This window comes from Giesbergeria anulus (genome assembly GCF_900111115.1).
Classification (GTDB): domain Bacteria; phylum Pseudomonadota; class Gammaproteobacteria; order Burkholderiales; family Burkholderiaceae_C; genus Simplicispira; species Simplicispira anulus.
In genome coordinates this window covers 520,010-535,357 of sequence record NZ_FOGD01000001.1, presented here as the reverse complement: position 1 = coordinate 535,357, position 15,348 = coordinate 520,010, and the positions used below count along the sequence as shown (strand labels likewise).

Here is a 15,348-nt window from a genome sequence, read left to right as displayed (position 1 = left end):
CAATATAGCAAGTCGATAGTAATTCTCTATTGATGCTAGCAGTGCGATTGCAGTTTGTTTGTGTACAACTGCATTACCCGTGAGAGCCTGCCATTATCAACTTAGTCTGGGCCGCTGGGAGGCTGGTGGGCCAGTGCCATCACAGCATGGGCAGGCAAATCTTTAAGGCGGTGGTTGCTCCAGACTTGCCGCCAGTGCCGTGCGCCGCGCAGGCCGTGGCGCAAGCCCAGCATGTGGCGTGCAATGGCGTACCAATGCGTGCCATGCTGTGCGGCCTCGCGGGCCATGTATTCCACCATGGTGGCTTCTACCGCTTCACGCGTCAGGGTTTGGGGAGCATCGCCATAAAACACCTCGTCCCAACGGCTTAACCACCAAGGGTTGTGGTAAACCTCACGGCCCACCATCACGCCATCGACCTGCTGCAATTGGGCTTGCACGCTGGCATCGTCGGTAAAGCCGCCGTTGATAGCGATGGTCAGGTGCGGAAAATCTTGTTTGAGCTGCGCCACTACGCCATAGCGCAATGGCGGCACTTGGCGGTTTTCTTTGGGTGACAGCCCTTTGAGCCAAGCATTGCGCGCATGGACGATAAACACCTTGCAGCCCGCCTCGGCTACAGTGCCCACAAAGTCGCGCACAAAGCCATAGTCTTCGTTTTTGTCGATGCCAATGCGGTGTTTGACGGTGACCGGCACCTCCACCACATCGACCATCGCTTTGATGCAATCGGCCACTAAGCTGGGTTCTTGCATCAGGCAGGCCCCAAAAGCACCGCGTTGTACGCGCTCACTGGGGCAGCCACAATTGAGGTTGATCTCGTCATAGCCCCATGCTTGCCCAAGGCGGGCGCTGCGTACCAGCACCTCGCGCTCACTGCCACCCAATTGCAGGGCCACAGGATGCTCTTCGGCGTTAAAGCGCAAATGGCGTTCAGTGCCACCGTGCACAATGGCACCAGCATTGACCATCTCGGTGTAGAGCAATGCCCGTTGAGACAGCAGCCGATGAAAGAAACGACAATGGCGGTCTGTCCAATCGAGCATGGGCGCGACGCTCATGCGCCACAGCGAGTGGGCTTTAGGGGTTTTGAGGGAGGGGGGGCTGTGTAGCATTCGATGTGGCATCGTTCAGCACCAACAAAAAACCCTGCTACCGTTTAAGATAGCAGGGTTTTGTTGTGCCGTAAGGCATAAAAATTTTGGTGGGACGTGCGGGGGTCGAACCCACGACAAACGGATTAAAAGTCCGCTGCTCTACCAACTGAGCTAACGTCCCAACTGACGTTTCGAATCGAATTATAGCACGAAGATTGTGGGCGCTTAAAAAAGCAAAATCTTCTAGCAAACGCTGTGCTCGCCTATGATTCCGTCTGTCCTAAAAGAACTATCCAGACAATCTACCCAATGAGCACGCCGATTCTTCAGTCCACTCCATCCACACAGCGTTCCGATTCCTCCGGCTTTTTTCGGTACCATGGCATCTGGGCCCCAGGTGTACGCGCCTTTCGCAACCTGCGCTTTGCCACCAAAGCCTTGATTATTTCAGTGGCCTTTATGCTGCCTATGCTCACGCTGGTGGGTTGGATGCTGAAAACAGAATTTGACAGCTCTATCCAATCGCGCATGAACGCTACGCGCCAGCATGTAGAGATTGCTCATGGTTTTTTGGTGTGGGCGCACAGCCAAGAAACCTCTGGTCAACTATCGCAGACACAGGCGCAAGAGTTGGCCAAGCAAGTCATTGGCAATCTGCGCTACGACCACCAAGAATACTTCTGGATCAATGATGTGCAGCAACGTATGGTGATGCACCCGACCTCGCCCCAGTTCAATGGCAAAGACATGAGTACGAGCAAAGACCCGAACGGTTTTGCCCTGTTCCAAGCCTTTGCAGATACTGGGCGCAACGGTGGTAAGGGTTTTGTGTCTTACCAATGGCCTCGGCCCGGCAGTCAGCAGCCCGTAGATAAGGTATCTTACCTGCAGGGCTTTGCACCTTGGGGCTGGGTGTTGGGTTCAGGCGTGTATATCGATGATTTGTATAGTATTTTTCTGCACAAGCTCCTGATCGCTGGATTAGGTGGGCTGGTCAGCACCGTGCTGGCAGGTTATCTGTTTCTGAGTTTTTATTATGTCATCGACGGTGGTCTCAAGGAGACGCGTCGCCATTTGCACGCTATGACCAGTGGCGACCTGACTACCTCTCCCTTGCCTTGGGGCAAGGATGAAGCCGCCCAACTCATGATCGAGCTGCACGCCATGCAAGATGCTTTGCGCACCATGGTGCTGCGTGTGCGCCGCTCCAGCGATGACATCGTGCACTCTGCCAGCGAAATTGCCAGTGGTGCCCAAGACCTGTCGCGGCGCACAGAACACACGGCCAGCAACCTCGAAGAATCAGCGGCCTCGATGGAAGAAATTACTTCTACCGTGAGCTACACCACACAACACACACAAGAAGCGGCAAAAATGGCCCAGCACAATGCGCAAGTGGCTGGCAATGGCGGCCAAGTTATGCGCGAAGTGGTGCAGACAATGGAAGGCATTCGTCAGTCGTCAGCGCAGATCTCAGACATCATTAGTACCATTGATGGTATTGCGTTCCAAACCAACATCTTGGCGCTCAATGCCGCCGTAGAGGCTGCCCGTGCGGGTGAGCAGGGTCGGGGTTTTGCCGTGGTGGCCTCCGAAGTGCGCAATCTGGCGGGCCGCAGTGCCGCTGCCGCCAAAGAAATCAAAGCGTTGATTGACAGCAGCGTCACCCAAGTGAGTATCGGTACCGACATCGTGCGCAAGGCCGGTAGTACGATTGAAGACATCGTGCAATCGTCGCAGCAGGTCAATAAGTTGCTCAATGAAGTGGCTACTGGCGCGCACGAACAAAACCAAGGTATTGGTCAGATTGGTCAGGCCGTGCAAGAGCTTGACCGCATGACACAGCAAAATGCCGCACTGGTGGAAGAAACCGCCGCTGCAGCTACCGCCATGCAAAACCAAGCCCAAACACTGGTCAGTGAAGTTGCGCGCTTTGTGTTGCCTGCCAACCTTCAGCTCGAAGAAGATAGTCAGTACGGCACCACATCGGTCACTGATTTTGACTTTGATAGCGCTATCGAAGCACACCGCCAGTGGAAGGTCAAGCTGCGCTCGGCGATTGCTAAGCACGATAAGCTCGACGCAGACGCTATCTGCCGCGATGACCAATGCCCCTTGGGCCGCTGGATTCATGGCCCAGGTGGTTCGCAGTGGGGCAGCCGTCCGTTGTTCTCACAATTGCTGACCAAGCATGCCGACTTCCACCAGAGTGCGGGGGCTGTGGCGCGCAAAATTAATGCTGGGCAGTACAGCGATGCAGAAAAGCTGATTGGCGCGGGATCGCACTTCTCGGATATTTCATTGGAAGTGACCACCCTGCTGAGTACCGCCAAGCGTGGCTTATAAAGAAGCCTTTTTCTTTTTTCTGGAGTCTTCTCAGACATGAGCAACAGCACCATCCCCAGCTTCAGCACCTGTGATTTTTGTGATGTGCATAAAAACGATGACAGTGGTACCTTTCGGGTATTGCCGCCGGTTTTTCGGGACTTTGGTGGCCTCGTGGCATTTAGCGGCCCAGTCAGCACTGTGCAATGCCACGAAGACAACACCTTGGTCAAAGCAGCGCTAGATAGCCCCGGCGAGGGCCGGGTGCTGGTGGTCGATGGCGGTGGCTCTTTGCGCCGGGCATTGGTGGGGGGCAATCTGGCAGCAGCGGCAGCGCGCAATGGCTGGGCGGGTGTGCTGGTGGACGGCTGTGTGCGTGATGTGGCCGAGTTGGCCGCCAGCGCAGTGGGTATTCGGGCGCTAGCCAATATGCCCCTGCCCACCGAAAAACGCGGCCAAGGCCAACGTGATGTGGCTGTGCGCATTCAGGGCGTGTGGGTGCGCCCCGGTGACTGGCTCTATGCCGATGCTGATGGCACGGTGCTTAGTGCCGCGCCATTGCACTAAGCACTAGCGCTGGGCCATCACAAATCTTGGGCTTGTGTTGTCAGTTGGTCGAGCATAAAGCTTAAGAAGGGTGGCACGCACTGCAAATGTCCGGCGGGGCTGGCGGGGCAATCGGCCAGGCTGACCAAATCTCCCGCGCCTTGGGCTTGCATGGTTTGTACCGTGCTCACTGAGCTGGCATAGGGCACGGTGCGGTCATCTTTGCCATGATAAAAGCGCACCGGCAGATGGGGCTTCCAGTTGTGGATGTTGCTCAAACGATCCAGATTTTGCACATCATCTGACAAAAAGTTGTCGATAAAGGTGGTGTCAATGACCACATCAGCATCGTCGGGCAGCAAATTTTTAATTAAGAGCCGACGCACTTCGCGCTGGGCGCTACCACCCAGGTAGCGCAAAAATCCGGGGTTAATCAAGGCACCAATGAGCCGGTTTTCTTTGCGCACGAGATCAATCAGACCATCCATCGTGGCCTGCACGTTGTAAGGGCCTGCACCCACCACCACTTGGCGCAGGTTTTGCAAATGGGGCGAGTTGCTCTGTTGTAAAGCCCGGTGCGTTGCCAGCGTGACGTAGCCGCCTTCTGAATAGCCCGCCAGAAACAGCTGACCGTTATCAACCATGCCTTGTTGGCGACGCCAAGTTTGCGCTGCTGCCAAAAAATCCACTACGGCTGCTGCTGTGGGGGCCGACAGCAGGTAGGGGTGTGGTGCCCCTTTGGAGGCACCATAGCCCACATAATCGGGTGCCAGCACAATGTAGCCCAGCGAGGCCATGACCAGCGCGATTTCTGACGGCACGGCGTTGTTGCTGGGCGCTTCGATGTCACGGAAGATTGAGCCATGCTGGTAGCCCAATATAGGGCTGGACGCCCCCGGTGCCTTGGCGGGCACCCCCACCAGCCCGGAGGCCCGAATCAGCTGGCCATTGATGTCGGTGGTCATGTATTCGAGCCGGTAGGCCATCACGTCGTAGCGTGGCACCAAGGCGGCGGGTACGCGCGATTCTTTGGCTTGCAGGGCCTGCACGATGTCGGCTCTGGTAATGGTGCCCAAGGCCGTAGCCGTTTTGAACTCGCCTGTACCCACCGGGGTAACAGGTACCACTGGCACCTCCGGGCTGGTGCTGGCATCGGTATCACCATCATTGCCACCACCACAGGCCGCTAATGCCGCCACCAAGGCCCAAGTGGTGGCCAGACGCGGCCAATGCAAAAAAGCTTGTCTCATGAAAAACTCTACGCTAAAGAAACAGCCCAGCGGGGCCAGAGGGGGTGGTTAGTAACGGTAAACCAGACCGAGAGACACGCTGTAGTTGTCGGGTTTGAGCGTGAGCGGGCTGCGCCGGGCATCGCCATGCAACTGTGTGTAGCGCAGCCCGCCCAGCAATACCCAATGGTGGGACACATTTTGACGCCAGTCAAGGCCGACTTCAGCGCTGTGCCAGCCAGCACGGGGCGCAAAGGCTGGCAAGGGCGTGGTGACTCCAGCCAAGGCCTCTGACACACCAAAGAAGCTGCGCATATAGGTTTTATCTGCCAACTGTAAGCCTGCCACCAGTGCCAGCTCGGTGCCGGGTGGTAGGTCGAATTCGTAGCGGGCGGTGTTGTTGAGCACTGCGCCACCAGCACGGCCAAGCAAATCTTGGGTGATGGCGCTGCGGAAAGACCAATTGTCACTGGCGTCGTAAACCACGCCGATGCGCCCGCGCAAGGTGCGCCGGATTTCTGGCAAGCCTTGTAACTGGGGCTCATCGCCCGCTGTACGCCCACCGCCAAAACGCAAAGAGCCTGTCAGGCGCAGGCGGCCATGATCTACCAAACGGGCACTGACGCCCGACTCGGTTCGATCCAAGTCGCGGTCTAGCAAGGTACCGCCTCCGCCTGTGCTCAGGGTATAGCGCCCCAGTGCGACGCCCACTACATGCCCAATACCCGTACCACGCCGGTTGCTACCAGCATAGTTAGCACCGTTGTTTGCGGTGACGCCCAAGGCCCAGATAAACCCGGCATGGCCGGAAGTGCCCTCTACAGCAGCAGCTGGTGCTGGGGTGGCTGCATCCTGCGCTGTGGCACTGGCCGAGAGTGCCAAGCCCACGGCACAGAAACAGGCTTGCCAAGCAATGGTGGTAGAGAAGGTGTTCATGGGGTTAATTATGAGTCAGCCCATTGCACCCAACCCGTCCAAGCGGTGAGCAGTACCAGTGCGCCAAATGCAATGCGGTAGTAGGCAAAAATAACAAAGTTGTGCGTACTGATATAGCGCAACAGCCAGCGCACGCACAGCCAAGCACTCACAAATGAGAACACCAACCCGACGGCAAACATCGGTGCATCGGCCCAAGCCAGCAGCGCACGTTCTTTGTACAGGCTATAGACCCCGGCACCAATCAGTGTCGGAATGGCTAAAAAGAAAGAAAAATCCGTGGCGGCCTTGCGCGATAAACCCAGCAACATGCCACCAATGATGGTCGCGCCGCTGCGGCTGGTGCCCGGAATCATTGCCAAGCACTGTACCAGCCCTACCTTGAGGGCATCGAGCGCACTCATGTCATCGACAGAATGCACACGAACCGTAGAGGCTGGACGACGTTCGGCCCACAAGATGATAAAACCGCCAATGATGAAGGTGCTAGCCACCACCACTGGCGTAAACAGATGTGCCTTGATGGCTTTGCCCAGCAACAGGCCCATCACCACCGCAGGCAAAAAGCCAATCAGCACATTCAGGGCAAAACGCTGCGCTTGCGGCTGTGTGGGCAAGGCCACCAGCGTGGTGCGGATTTTTTGCCAATAGACCAAAATGACGGCAAAAATAGCCCCGGTCTGGATGGCGATGTCAAACACCTTGGCTTTGGCGTCATCCATGCCCAGCAAGGCACCAGCCAAAATCAGGTGTCCGGTAGAAGAAATGGGTAAAAACTCGGTTAGACCTTCTACCACCCCCATGATGGCGGCCTTGACCAATAAAACGATATCCACGGTTGTCCTTCAGGCCCACACGGGGGCCAAAAAAGCGCGGATTATCCGCCTGCGCCGCAGCTCAGACCGCTCCTGCAATCAGAAAAGTGTCGCCGTCTGTACCCATGTGGGTGCATTACACGCCGCCAGACGGCATTTCGTCGCTTGCTGGTGGCAGTATCCACAGTGGCATAGCACAGTGGCGGCATTGACTAACCGATGCCTTCATCATGCAGCCACTGACACCCACCATCGCTATCCATCTCACCGCCGCATTGGCTGCCACTGCCATTGGCCCCTTGGCCTTGTGGGCGCGGCTGGGCCGATCCACTTATCCGCGCTTGCACCGCGCTGCGGGCTATGCTTGGGTAATCCTGATGCTCATCACCGCACTGTCTGCACTGTTCATTCGGGGTCTGCCAGGGACTGATTGGGCGGGTTACACCCCCATTCACTTGCTGATTCCCGTCACCCTATTGGGTTTGGGGCGGGGATTTTGGTACTTGGCACAGCACAACATTACCGGCCACCGGCTCACAATGCAATGGACTTATATCGGCGCTTGCGTGGTGGCGGGGGCCTTTACCCTGTTACCGAGCCGGTATCTGGGGCAATGGCTGTGGGGCCATCTGGGTTTGCTTTGAGTTCTTGTGCCATCGTTTACCCTCCCAAATCATGCATCATTTTGATTTACGCGCTTTTTTGGGCCACGGGCTGGCTACTGCCCTGTGCTGTGGCTTGATCGCCTTGGCGCTGGTGTTCGCCCAACACAGCACTTGGGACGTTGCGCTCGTCTATTCTCTGTCTATTGGACTGATCAGTTGGCTGGTGATTGATCTGGGCCGGTGCTGGTGGTGCCGTGCCCAAGCCATCGCGTGGCCTCAAGGCTGGCGTGCAGGGGTACTGCTGGCGCTGGGGATAAGCAGTGGCTTTGTACTTGGGAACGCGCTGGGGGATGCCTATAGCGGCGGTGGCCGCCCGCAGGCACTGCCTCTGTGGCCACCGCATGGTGCTGCCTTGACCTTGGCGATCACCGTAGTGGCTAGTGCGGTCATGTCGTTCTTTTTCTACAGCCGGGGCAAGGCCCGGTTTCTGGAAACGCAAATGGCCTTGGCTCAACGCGATGCCGCACAGGCGCGCCTGAAATTACTGGAGGTTCAATTGGAGCCGCACATGGTGTTTAACACCTTGGCCAATTTGCATATCTTGATAGCCACCGATCCGGCACGCGCCCAAACTCTGTTGGAGCACCTGATCGCCTATTTGCGAGCTACCCTGGGTGGCTCGCGCAGCACACAACACCCCTTGGCCGAAGAATTTGAACGGGTGCGCGACTATCTGGAAATCATGGCTGTACGCATGGGAGCACGGTTAACTTACAAGCTGGACTTGCCCGATGCCCTGCGCGATCTTCCTGTGCCCCCGCTGCTGCTTCAGCCCTTGGTGGAGAACGCTATCCGCCACGGCTTGGAGCCACAGGTGCAAGGTGGACACCTGCTGGTGCAGGCCCGTGTCATAGAGGCAGCCCCCACGCGCCTGCTGCAATTGCAGGTGCTGGACAATGGTGTCGGTCTGGCGGCCACGGCTGCGGCACCTTTCCCGCCGCAAGAGGGCTGCCACTTTGGTTTGGCCCAAGTGCGTGAACGGCTAAGTACCCTGCACGGCCCTGCTGCAACGCTGGAGCTTGCTGCCGTGAGTGCAGGGGGTACCAGCGCCAGCATCACCTTGCCCTTACTGCCTGAGACCTGCCCCACATGACTGCACCCCGCGCCTTGATTGCCGAAGACGAACCGCTGTTGGCCGCCGCCCTAGAGCACGCGCTGCGTCAGGTGTGGCCTGATTTGCACATTGTGGCCACGGTGGGCGATGGCATCAGCGCCGTGGAACAGGCATTGGCATTGCGCCCCGATGTGTTGTTCTTCGATATTCGGATGCCGGGCCAGACGGGTTTGGAAGCTGCAGCCCAACTGGCGGATGCTTGGCCTGCTGACCTGCCTTTTCCGGCCTTGGTGCTGGTTACCGCTTACGAACAATATGCTGTGCAGGCTTTTGAAGCGCAGGCTGTGGACTATCTGCTCAAACCGATACAGACGGCGCGATTGCAAAAAACAGTACACAGACTCCAGCAGTTGCGTCAGCAGCCATTACCCGCCACACCAGCGCTCGACGCCACTGTAGAACAACTGCGCCAACTGCTGGCGGTGCCGGGCTTGGCAAGCGCTATCGCGGTGCCACCACCACGCCCACTGCTCACGGTGATTCAAGCCAGTAGCGGGCCACATCTACACTTGGTTCCGGTCTCGGACGTGCTGTATTTTGAAGCGGCTGACAAGTATGTGCGCGTACTGACCGCCGAGCGTGAATTTTTGATTCGCACCCCTCTCAAAGAGTTGGCAGCACAACTGGATTCGGAAATATTCTGGCAAGTACATCGGGCGGTACTGGTGCGTGCCAGCGCCATTGCCACTGTGATGCGCGATGAGGCCGGTCGATTGCACCTGCAACTGCGCCAGCGTCCAGAAAAACTGACCGTGAGCAGGCTGTATGTGCACCGTTTTAAGGCCATGTGAGGCCCACTGCCAATTCAAGCCTCGTCAGGCAGTTCGATTACTTGTGCCCACGGCACGCCATCTAGCGCCTCGTAGTGGGCCACGACCAAGGCACGACCGGGCTGCGCTGCCGCATCGGCCAGCGCCTGTTGCAGGTACCGCACCGAGGCACGATCCAGTCCAGCCACAGGCTCATCGATCAAAGTGAGCGTGGCCCCGGACGCCAGCGCCGCTGCCATCAACACCTTGCGCCGAGTGCCTGCCGAGAGCTGGTACAGGGCTTTGTCCAAGTGGGGTTGCAGCGCAAAGCCTGCAATATGGGCCGCTAATGCGGTTGCATCCCAGCGGCTGTAGCGAGCGGGTAGAGTGTCCCACCACTGTTGCACGCTCAAGGCATCTAGGGCGGATGAGCGCGGGTCTTGCCAGAACACCTGCTGGCGGTACGCTGGGGTATCTTCGTGCAGCGCCACACCCGCCAGCGTGAGCGTGCCAGAATCAACTAGTACATCACCGGCTAGCAATTGCAGTAAGGTGGTTTTGCCACTGCCATCGCCACCTAGCACCAGTGTTGCACCCTGCCCCACGGTGCCCGACCAATGCGCCCACAGCGGGCGCTCTGGGTAGCTAAAACACATCTCATGCACTTGCAGCACTGCGGCTTTATCGTCCATCTACACTCCTTATTTGCTACGGCTTGAAAACCCGTCGCACGCTGCCTATTTTGCATTTGCCGCACAATCCTTGCCCCGCCACCTGCTGCTTGCGCACCCATGACCTTGTCTTACCTCGATTTTGACTACAGTGAAGACGATCAGGGCATCAGCACTTGGGATGCGATGGCCTCGGTCACAACGCAGCGTCTGCCTGCCCTGCTGACCGAGATCACCGTGGTGCTCAACTGGGCGCAGCAGCAATTTTGCGGCCAGCGGGGCCCGCTGGATGAGGATGGCCTGTGGGATTACGACCTACAAAGCCAGCCAGAGGGCGGTGCCCCCGCCTTGCGTCTGCACTACGATGAAGAGGCCGGGCAGATCACTTTGGCCCAGCCCCCCGACCCCCAAGCCCGCTACACCCTGACGCTCACCCTCAGTGGCAGTGCCGCCTTTGCCCAAGCCCTGCGGGCGCGTTTTGGGCTGGATGCAGAATAATTTCTCTCTTTTGGATAAAACTCCCCCCGCATGACAGACCACTACGCCGCCCTAGGGCTGGGCAGCGATGCCTCGCTGGCCGACATCAAAAAAGCCTTTCGGCAAAAAGCATCGTTCTATCACCCGGACAAAAACCCCGCGCCCGACGCTGCGGCCCGCTTTCGTGCCGTGCAACAAGCCTACGAAGTGCTGTCCGACCCTGAGCAGCGCCAAGCCTACGATGACAACCGCCGCCGCAACCTGCTCGATGACCCGCTAGAAACCGCCCAAGCCATCTGGAAAGGGTATTTTCAGCAGGTGCTGGCCGATATTCAGCCGCCGCGCTAAGGCCACTGGCCTACGTTCTTCCCCCCCATTTTTTTGTAAAAATCCATGCGACTGACCTCTTTTTTCCATCCCCTGCGCTCTGCTTACCAAGCTGAATTGGACGACCTGACCTCCGACTCCGAAGGCAAAGACGTACTGCGCAAACGCTTGGCTGACAAACGCAAAGAACTCGATTTTCTGGTGCAGATGATCGAACTCAGCCCCGAAATGGTGGCGGTAGTCTTTCACCGTGCCTTCCGCTTTGGCAGCGCTGCAAGCACTCTAGAGCGCTTTTTGACCGAGGAGGGCACGCAACCCGACTGGACGGAGCTGGCCTCCGCTGTGACCTTAGAAACTTGGGCGCAGCCGCTGGCACAGCGCGTGCTGCAAGAACCGCAAGGCGCTTGGTTTCTGGCCGTGGCCGCTTGCCTAGAGTACCTGCAACAGCACCCCCGCCTAGGTTTGGCCCCTGCCGCCGTGGAGGAAGACGACGACAACGCTGAAGACCGCGAAGACAGCGATGACGACAACGCCCAACCCCTGAGCGCCGACGACGCCACCGACCCGCAAGACGAGCGCAGCCGCGACGAAGCCAGTGATGACTGGTTGTCCGGCCAAGGCTTTGACCGTAAAGACTGAGCAGCACCAAGGAGCCACCCATGAGCAACCATTTGGCCCTCATTACCCAAACCCAAAGCCTGATCGCCTCCGGCGACATCGTTGGTGCCGAATACGCACTGGCCGAACTGGCCGACACCGAAGGCGACCACGCCCTGATGGAAGTCATCGCCCAACTGCCGGCCAAAGACGTGCTGGCCGTGATCCGTGAATACGACTCCTCACGCGACTCCGTGGTCAACTTGCTCATTACCCCGGAGCAGTTTGCCCGCGCTTTGGTGCTAGAAAAGCAGTACAAAGACCTCTCGCACACCCACCTGCGCGGCATGGTCAATGGCATCATCTTCCGTGATGGGGCTGACCCGCTGGAGTTTTTGGAAGCGATTGGTGATTTGGAAGGCGGCAGCGAAGCCTTGGCGAACTACTTTGCCGAAAAGTGGAGCCGCATTGAAGCCTTTGCCCGTACCGGCCACTTTGACACCATCGAAGACGACGGCGACCTGCTCAGTGACGACGAACTGCGCGCTTCAGCCTACGTGCGCGCGCACATCACCCAAGAAGAAGTGGCCGATAGCGACTGGATGGAGTTGGCTTGGCTGCTGCGCTACGAATGCCGCGACCTGTTCATTGAAATGCTACTGGTGCTGCGCGCCAAGGCCCGCGCCCACGATTTGGGCCTAGGTGAAGAGGAAGAAGCCGAAGAAGACGACGGCAAGTTTGAAACCCGCGACACCGACCGAGGCAAAGCCACCCCCGTGGCCCGTGACCCGGACGAAGAATCGGCCATCTGAAAGCCGCATTGCCTATGTCCGCTTCGGCCCCTACGACCCCTACCGCCTCTGCGCTGTCGCTGCACGATGCTCGCCCGTTCTTTGAAAAGGCGCTGGCCTACGGTGTGCAGCACGGCTTGCTGAGTGCCGCCAAACTAGACGCCATCTGCACCGAAGCCCCCAAGGGCATGGTGCAAATTGCCCGCTACTTTGGCAACGAGAACTTGCGCCCCGATTTGGAACAGGCGCGGCTGCGCATTGTCAATCTGGTGAGTTTGTACCTGCTGGAAAGTTGCGGCGGCGAGCTGCATCTGGCGGCGCAATCTCTGCGCGACCACAGCCTGTTGTCGCGCTCCAAAGGCGGCTCCGAGATGCTGAAAAATCTCATCGCCATGCCGCAAAATACCCACTTTGCGATGCACGACCGCGAAGGCTTTACCGAGGCCCAAATTCCGCAACTGGCCAAATGGAGCCTGCAAAGCCATGCCCAGTACCAAGCCGAACTGGCCGTGCGCCAGCCCATCGGCCAACTGATCGACGCCGCGTTGTGGTTAGCAGCCCGTTTTGATTTGCAGGCCGACGATTTGGAAGAAGCGGGCACCGATGCCGAAGCGGTGATTCGCACCGGCTTGCTGCTGCACACCCTAGCTCCCAAGGCGCAACAATGGCCTGATACCGTAGCTTTTGAAGCCTTGATCGCTACGCTGCGCAAAAAGACTGGCCCCATCACCCTGCCACTGCCTGCACAGTTCCCGGCAGAACTGCGCGAGGTGGTGGAGCGCGTGCGTGCCAGCGTGCTGGCCGATTTGCCACGCTTGCGCGACCCCAGCCAAAACCTGCGCATTTTGCTGCGCAGCCCGGCGTTTAACGGCCATTATTTCTGGCTAGAAGACCCGCTGGCCGAGATCGAGCATTACCACCACAGCTTAGACGATGAGGCCCACGGCCACCACCAAGAAGTGCCTCCCAGCAGTGGCAGCAAGACGTGGCAGCGCGTCACCCAAGGCCAGCAAGACGAACATGCCCTGCTGACGCTGTTTTTGTACCTGTCGGTGGGTGCGCCCAAACGTTATGTGCCCGCAGACAAAACCCTGCTGACCGAAAAGGCCGCCGTGGCCCTGCTGCGTTCTATCCACCAACGCGGCCTACACCCTGAGCAGGCGCTGGACTTTATCCGCAGCCACGCCCCGGTGTTGCACCAAGGTACCTACTGCGCCTTGTGGCAGAGCTTTGTTGAAGAGTCCCGCCGCACTTTGTGCGGTGACCACCACGGTCAGCGCCAAGAAGCGCTGGCGCTGCTACGCCGCGAGTGCCATATCGTTGGTTGAATCAGTTGCTTTTAGCAGGCCAGCGCCGCCTCCGGCTGGTGTTCGTGGTGGCGCAAAAACGGCTTGGCATTGAGATCCATCTCACTAAGGTGATGGTGCATCCAATTCATGAGCGCTTGGCGCAAGCGGCCTTGGTTGAGGCGTTGTTCTGCCGCCTCACACAGGGCGGTATGAATATGCTCTCTGGCCCGAACATGCTCTGCACGGTGCTCAGGCAAACTGGGGTAGCCATTTGCAGCCAGCACCTTTTCTTCTAGGGCATCGTGGTGGTTGGCAATGACAAAAAAATCGTTCAATAACGACCACAGACGCGGCTGGGCTGCGCCGCCATGATCCAACAGTTCGATCATGTCACGGCCAATTTCTAGCAAGATGATGTGCTGTGCATCCAGATCAGCATTGCCTACGCTCAGTGCTGGACTCCAGTACAGGACGTGTTCATCGCTCATAACCGCTTCCCCCTAACTCTCCCTGATAAACAAGGAGGGCCACCAGCAAAAAGCCCAAACAGATAATAATTTTGGGCTTGGCGCTGTAGGCAAACCGCAGAATTTTTTCTATGAAAGAGCGCTGCATGATGAGTCCCCTGTGACAAATAGGGGTTCATCATGGAGGCCTTTTTTTACACCCTGATGAAAAAAGCGCCTCCGGGGCAACCCGTAGGCAGGGGCGTGGTTGGCGTGGGGCGCTTACTCGCCGTGGTAGTGCGGTAGGCGCTTCTCTTTGAAAGCCTGTATGCCTTCGGCATAGTCTTGGCTGTTGTACACCACGCGGCGCAGGCTCTGGATGCGCTCAAAATCGCCCGGCGACACTGCATTGGCCCCGGCCAAAATGCGCAATTGCTCCTTCATCACGCTCACGGCCAGCGGGGCGTTTTGGGCGATGGTGCGGGCCATTTCAAACACATGGGCACCAATATGCTCGGCGGGCACCACGCCATTGATGACGCCTTGGCGCTCTAAGCGTGCTGCGGTCATGGGGCGGCCCGTGAACAGTAGCTCTTTGGCAATATGGGGTGGGGCCACGTTCAGGAAGGTAAGTAGCCCCGTCACGTTGTAGGGCACGCCCAGTTTGGCCGGCGTGGCGGCAAAAGTGGCTTCGGGGGTTGCCACCACCATATCGCAAGCAAACACCAATTCGCAGGCTCCGCCCCAGACGCCGCCCTCAATCAGCGCAATGACTGGGCCGGGAAACACCTCCACCTCGCGGATCAGGGTGCGCAACGAGTCTTGCCAGCTTAACGGATCGTGGCCGCCAGCGGGCAGCTCGGTCACATCGTGGCCCGCTGACCACACTTTGATACCAGGCAAGGCCCGCAAAATAGCCACGCGCACATCTGCCTGTTTGAACTGGTCAAAGGCTTGGATCATTTCTTGCACCATGTGCTCGGACAAGGCGTTGCGCTTGGCTTCGTGGTGCAGGGTGATGGTGCCGATGCCATCGCTGATATCGGTCAGAATTTGTGCTGGGCCTTGCATGGGCGTGCGGTGAAGTGATGTGTGGGGCATAAAAATCCTCTGCCGATGGGCCGCCAGAAAATCCTGCGGCTGCCACCCGGTCTTACGGTATGGGGCTGATTATGGGCCGCCCTTGTGTCGTTGCTATGACCACGGGCGCACGCTAATTTTTTCAGCGTCTTAAAATCGCGCCCTTGCGCTCCCAGCGCCCTCTCCCTACAGGC

18 protein-coding genes and 1 tRNA gene are annotated in these 15,348 nt (G+C 58.2%); 10 read left to right on the top strand and 9 right to left on the bottom strand.

Going from position 1 to position 15,348, the window contains the following annotated elements; genetic code table 11:
- Positions 1 to 101: 101 nt before the first annotated feature.
- A complete protein-coding gene (gene dusA / locus BMX55_RS02510; protein WP_091452222.1) occupies positions 102 to 1,115 on the bottom strand; it encodes a tRNA dihydrouridine(20/20a) synthase DusA in 1,014 nt (337 codons plus the stop codon).
- A gap of 87 nt (positions 1,116 to 1,202) precedes the next feature.
- Positions 1,203 to 1,278: transfer RNA gene (locus BMX55_RS02505), tRNA-Lys, on the bottom strand.
- A gap of 128 nt (positions 1,279 to 1,406) precedes the next feature.
- On the opposite strand from BMX55_RS02505, the gene BMX55_RS02500 reads away from it, so the two are divergent.
- Positions 1,407 to 3,443, top strand: coding sequence for a methyl-accepting chemotaxis protein (locus BMX55_RS02500; RefSeq protein ID WP_091452219.1), 2,037 nt, complete (start codon positions 1,407 to 1,409; stop codon positions 3,441 to 3,443).
- Positions 3,444 to 3,479: 36 nt separating this feature from the next.
- A complete protein-coding gene (rraA, locus tag BMX55_RS02495) occupies positions 3,480 to 3,989 on the top strand; it encodes a ribonuclease E activity regulator RraA (RefSeq protein ID WP_091452215.1) in 510 nt (169 codons plus the stop codon).
- A gap of 17 nt (positions 3,990 to 4,006) precedes the next feature.
- Here the strand turns inward: rraA and BMX55_RS02490 are convergent, their stop codons facing one another.
- Genes BMX55_RS02490 through BMX55_RS02480 form a run of 3 tightly spaced genes read right to left on the bottom strand, consistent with a single transcriptional unit; the run spans position 4,007 to position 6,969 of the window.
- Positions 4,007 to 5,218 (bottom strand): alpha/beta hydrolase family protein, encoded by a 1,212-nt coding sequence (locus BMX55_RS02490; protein ID WP_091452213.1) that lies wholly within the window; start codon positions 5,216 to 5,218, stop codon positions 4,007 to 4,009.
- A 48-nt stretch (positions 5,219 to 5,266) separates the two neighbouring features.
- Positions 5,267 to 6,133 (bottom strand): MipA/OmpV family protein, encoded by an 867-nt coding sequence (locus BMX55_RS02485; protein WP_091452212.1) that lies wholly within the window; start codon positions 6,131 to 6,133, stop codon positions 5,267 to 5,269.
- An 8-nt stretch (positions 6,134 to 6,141) separates the two neighbouring features.
- On the bottom strand, positions 6,142 to 6,969 hold the full coding sequence (locus BMX55_RS02480) for an undecaprenyl-diphosphate phosphatase (RefSeq protein WP_091452209.1): 828 nt from the start codon (positions 6,967 to 6,969) through the stop codon (positions 6,142 to 6,144).
- Positions 6,970 to 7,178: 209 nt separating this feature from the next.
- Between BMX55_RS02480 and BMX55_RS02475 the strand changes: the two genes are divergently transcribed.
- Genes BMX55_RS02475 through BMX55_RS02465 form a run of 3 tightly spaced genes read left to right on the top strand, consistent with a single transcriptional unit; the run spans position 7,179 to position 9,518 of the window.
- The gene (locus BMX55_RS02475; RefSeq protein WP_091452205.1) at positions 7,179 to 7,592 is read left to right on the top strand and encodes a DUF2306 domain-containing protein; all 414 of its coding nucleotides are present in this window, start codon (positions 7,179 to 7,181) and stop codon (positions 7,590 to 7,592) included.
- A 31-nt stretch (positions 7,593 to 7,623) separates the two neighbouring features.
- Positions 7,624 to 8,706 (top strand): sensor histidine kinase, encoded by a 1,083-nt coding sequence (locus tag BMX55_RS02470; RefSeq protein WP_091452201.1) that lies wholly within the window; start codon positions 7,624 to 7,626, stop codon positions 8,704 to 8,706.
- Positions 8,703 to 9,518 carry a LytR/AlgR family response regulator transcription factor gene (locus tag BMX55_RS02465; protein ID WP_091452199.1) on the top strand — a complete coding sequence of 272 codons (816 nt, stop codon included), beginning with the start codon at positions 8,703 to 8,705 and terminating at the stop codon, positions 9,516 to 9,518. Before BMX55_RS02470 ends, BMX55_RS02465 begins: the two co-directional genes overlap by 4 nt.
- A 14-nt stretch (positions 9,519 to 9,532) precedes the next feature.
- On the opposite strand, the gene BMX55_RS02460 is transcribed toward BMX55_RS02465, so the two are convergent.
- Positions 9,533 to 10,168, bottom strand: a complete 636-nt coding sequence (locus BMX55_RS02460; protein WP_245751218.1) for an ABC transporter ATP-binding protein — start codon at positions 10,166 to 10,168, stop codon at positions 9,533 to 9,535.
- 99 nt (positions 10,169 to 10,267) lie between these two features.
- Here BMX55_RS02460 and BMX55_RS02455 point away from each other — a divergent pair, with 99 nt between their 5' ends.
- The 5 genes from BMX55_RS02455 to BMX55_RS02435 are packed head-to-tail and all read left to right on the top strand — an operon-like array spanning position 10,268 to position 13,667.
- Entirely contained in the window at positions 10,268 to 10,645 is a 378-nt protein-coding gene (locus BMX55_RS02455; protein ID WP_091452196.1) for a hypothetical protein, read from the top strand.
- A gap of 30 nt (positions 10,646 to 10,675) precedes the next feature.
- The gene (locus tag BMX55_RS02450; protein ID WP_091452193.1) at positions 10,676 to 10,972 is read left to right on the top strand and encodes a DnaJ domain-containing protein; all 297 of its coding nucleotides are present in this window, start codon (positions 10,676 to 10,678) and stop codon (positions 10,970 to 10,972) included.
- Positions 10,973 to 11,017: 45 nt separating this feature from the next.
- Positions 11,018 to 11,590 (top strand): hypothetical protein, encoded by a 573-nt coding sequence (locus BMX55_RS02445; RefSeq protein ID WP_091452190.1) that lies wholly within the window; start codon positions 11,018 to 11,020, stop codon positions 11,588 to 11,590.
- A 20-nt stretch (positions 11,591 to 11,610) separates the two neighbouring features.
- Complete coding sequence (locus BMX55_RS02440) at positions 11,611 to 12,360, top strand: hypothetical protein (protein ID WP_091452187.1); 750 nt, start codon at positions 11,611 to 11,613, stop codon at positions 12,358 to 12,360.
- Between the two features lie 14 nt (positions 12,361 to 12,374).
- Positions 12,375 to 13,667 carry a hypothetical protein gene (locus BMX55_RS02435; RefSeq protein WP_091452184.1) on the top strand — a complete coding sequence of 431 codons (1,293 nt, stop codon included), beginning with the start codon at positions 12,375 to 12,377 and terminating at the stop codon, positions 13,665 to 13,667.
- 11 nt (positions 13,668 to 13,678) lie between these two features.
- On the opposite strand, the gene BMX55_RS02430 is transcribed toward BMX55_RS02435, so the two are convergent.
- The 3 genes from BMX55_RS02430 to scpB all read right to left on the bottom strand — a co-directional run bounded on the left by BMX55_RS02430 (position 13,679) and on the right by scpB (position 15,175).
- Entirely contained in the window at positions 13,679 to 14,116 is a 438-nt protein-coding gene (locus BMX55_RS02430; RefSeq protein ID WP_091452182.1) for a bacteriohemerythrin, read from the bottom strand.
- Positions 14,106 to 14,243, bottom strand: a complete 138-nt coding sequence (locus tag BMX55_RS16350; protein ID WP_177172804.1) for a hypothetical protein — start codon at positions 14,241 to 14,243, stop codon at positions 14,106 to 14,108. The genes BMX55_RS02430 and BMX55_RS16350 overlap by 11 nt, the downstream gene beginning before the upstream one ends.
- Positions 14,244 to 14,356: 113 nt before the next feature.
- Positions 14,357 to 15,175 (bottom strand): methylmalonyl-CoA decarboxylase, encoded by an 819-nt coding sequence (gene scpB / locus BMX55_RS02425; protein ID WP_245751216.1) that lies wholly within the window; start codon positions 15,173 to 15,175, stop codon positions 14,357 to 14,359.
- Positions 15,176 to 15,348 lie beyond the last annotated feature (173 nt).

Excerpts from the sequence above, each read along its gene's own strand:
- BMX55_RS02485 (WP_091452212.1), bottom strand. The coding sequence starts at position 6,133 with ATGAACACCTTCTCTACCACCATTGCTTGGCAAGCCTGTTTCTGTGCC.
- rraA (WP_091452215.1), top strand. The coding sequence starts at position 3,480 with ATGAGCAACAGCACCATCCCCAGCTTCAGCACCTGTGATTTTTGTGAT.
- BMX55_RS02475 (WP_091452205.1), top strand. The coding sequence starts at position 7,179 with ATGCAGCCACTGACACCCACCATCGCTATCCATCTCACCGCCGCATTG.
- BMX55_RS02450 (WP_091452193.1), top strand. The coding sequence starts at position 10,676 with ATGACAGACCACTACGCCGCCCTAGGGCTGGGCAGCGATGCCTCGCTG.
- dusA (WP_091452222.1), bottom strand. The coding sequence starts at position 1,115 with ATGCTACACAGCCCCCCCTCCCTCAAAACCCCTAAAGCCCACTCGCTG.
- BMX55_RS02455 (WP_091452196.1), top strand. The coding sequence starts at position 10,268 with ATGACCTTGTCTTACCTCGATTTTGACTACAGTGAAGACGATCAGGGC.
- BMX55_RS02460 (WP_245751218.1), bottom strand. The coding sequence starts at position 10,168 with ATGGACGATAAAGCCGCAGTGCTGCAAGTGCATGAGATGTGTTTTAGC.
- BMX55_RS02470 (WP_091452201.1), top strand. The coding sequence starts at position 7,624 with ATGCATCATTTTGATTTACGCGCTTTTTTGGGCCACGGGCTGGCTACT.
- BMX55_RS02465 (WP_091452199.1), top strand. The coding sequence starts at position 8,703 with ATGACTGCACCCCGCGCCTTGATTGCCGAAGACGAACCGCTGTTGGCC.
- BMX55_RS16350 (WP_177172804.1), bottom strand. The coding sequence starts at position 14,243 with ATGCAGCGCTCTTTCATAGAAAAAATTCTGCGGTTTGCCTACAGCGCC.
- BMX55_RS02445 (WP_091452190.1), top strand. The coding sequence starts at position 11,018 with ATGCGACTGACCTCTTTTTTCCATCCCCTGCGCTCTGCTTACCAAGCT.
- BMX55_RS02440 (WP_091452187.1), top strand. The coding sequence starts at position 11,611 with ATGAGCAACCATTTGGCCCTCATTACCCAAACCCAAAGCCTGATCGCC.
- scpB (WP_245751216.1), bottom strand. The coding sequence starts at position 15,175 with ATGCCCCACACATCACTTCACCGCACGCCCATGCAAGGCCCAGCACAA.
- BMX55_RS02500 (WP_091452219.1), top strand. The coding sequence starts at position 1,407 with ATGAGCACGCCGATTCTTCAGTCCACTCCATCCACACAGCGTTCCGAT.
- BMX55_RS02430 (WP_091452182.1), bottom strand. The coding sequence starts at position 14,116 with ATGAGCGATGAACACGTCCTGTACTGGAGTCCAGCACTGAGCGTAGGC.
- BMX55_RS02490 (WP_091452213.1), bottom strand. The coding sequence starts at position 5,218 with ATGAGACAAGCTTTTTTGCATTGGCCGCGTCTGGCCACCACTTGGGCC.
- BMX55_RS02435 (WP_091452184.1), top strand. The coding sequence starts at position 12,375 with ATGTCCGCTTCGGCCCCTACGACCCCTACCGCCTCTGCGCTGTCGCTG.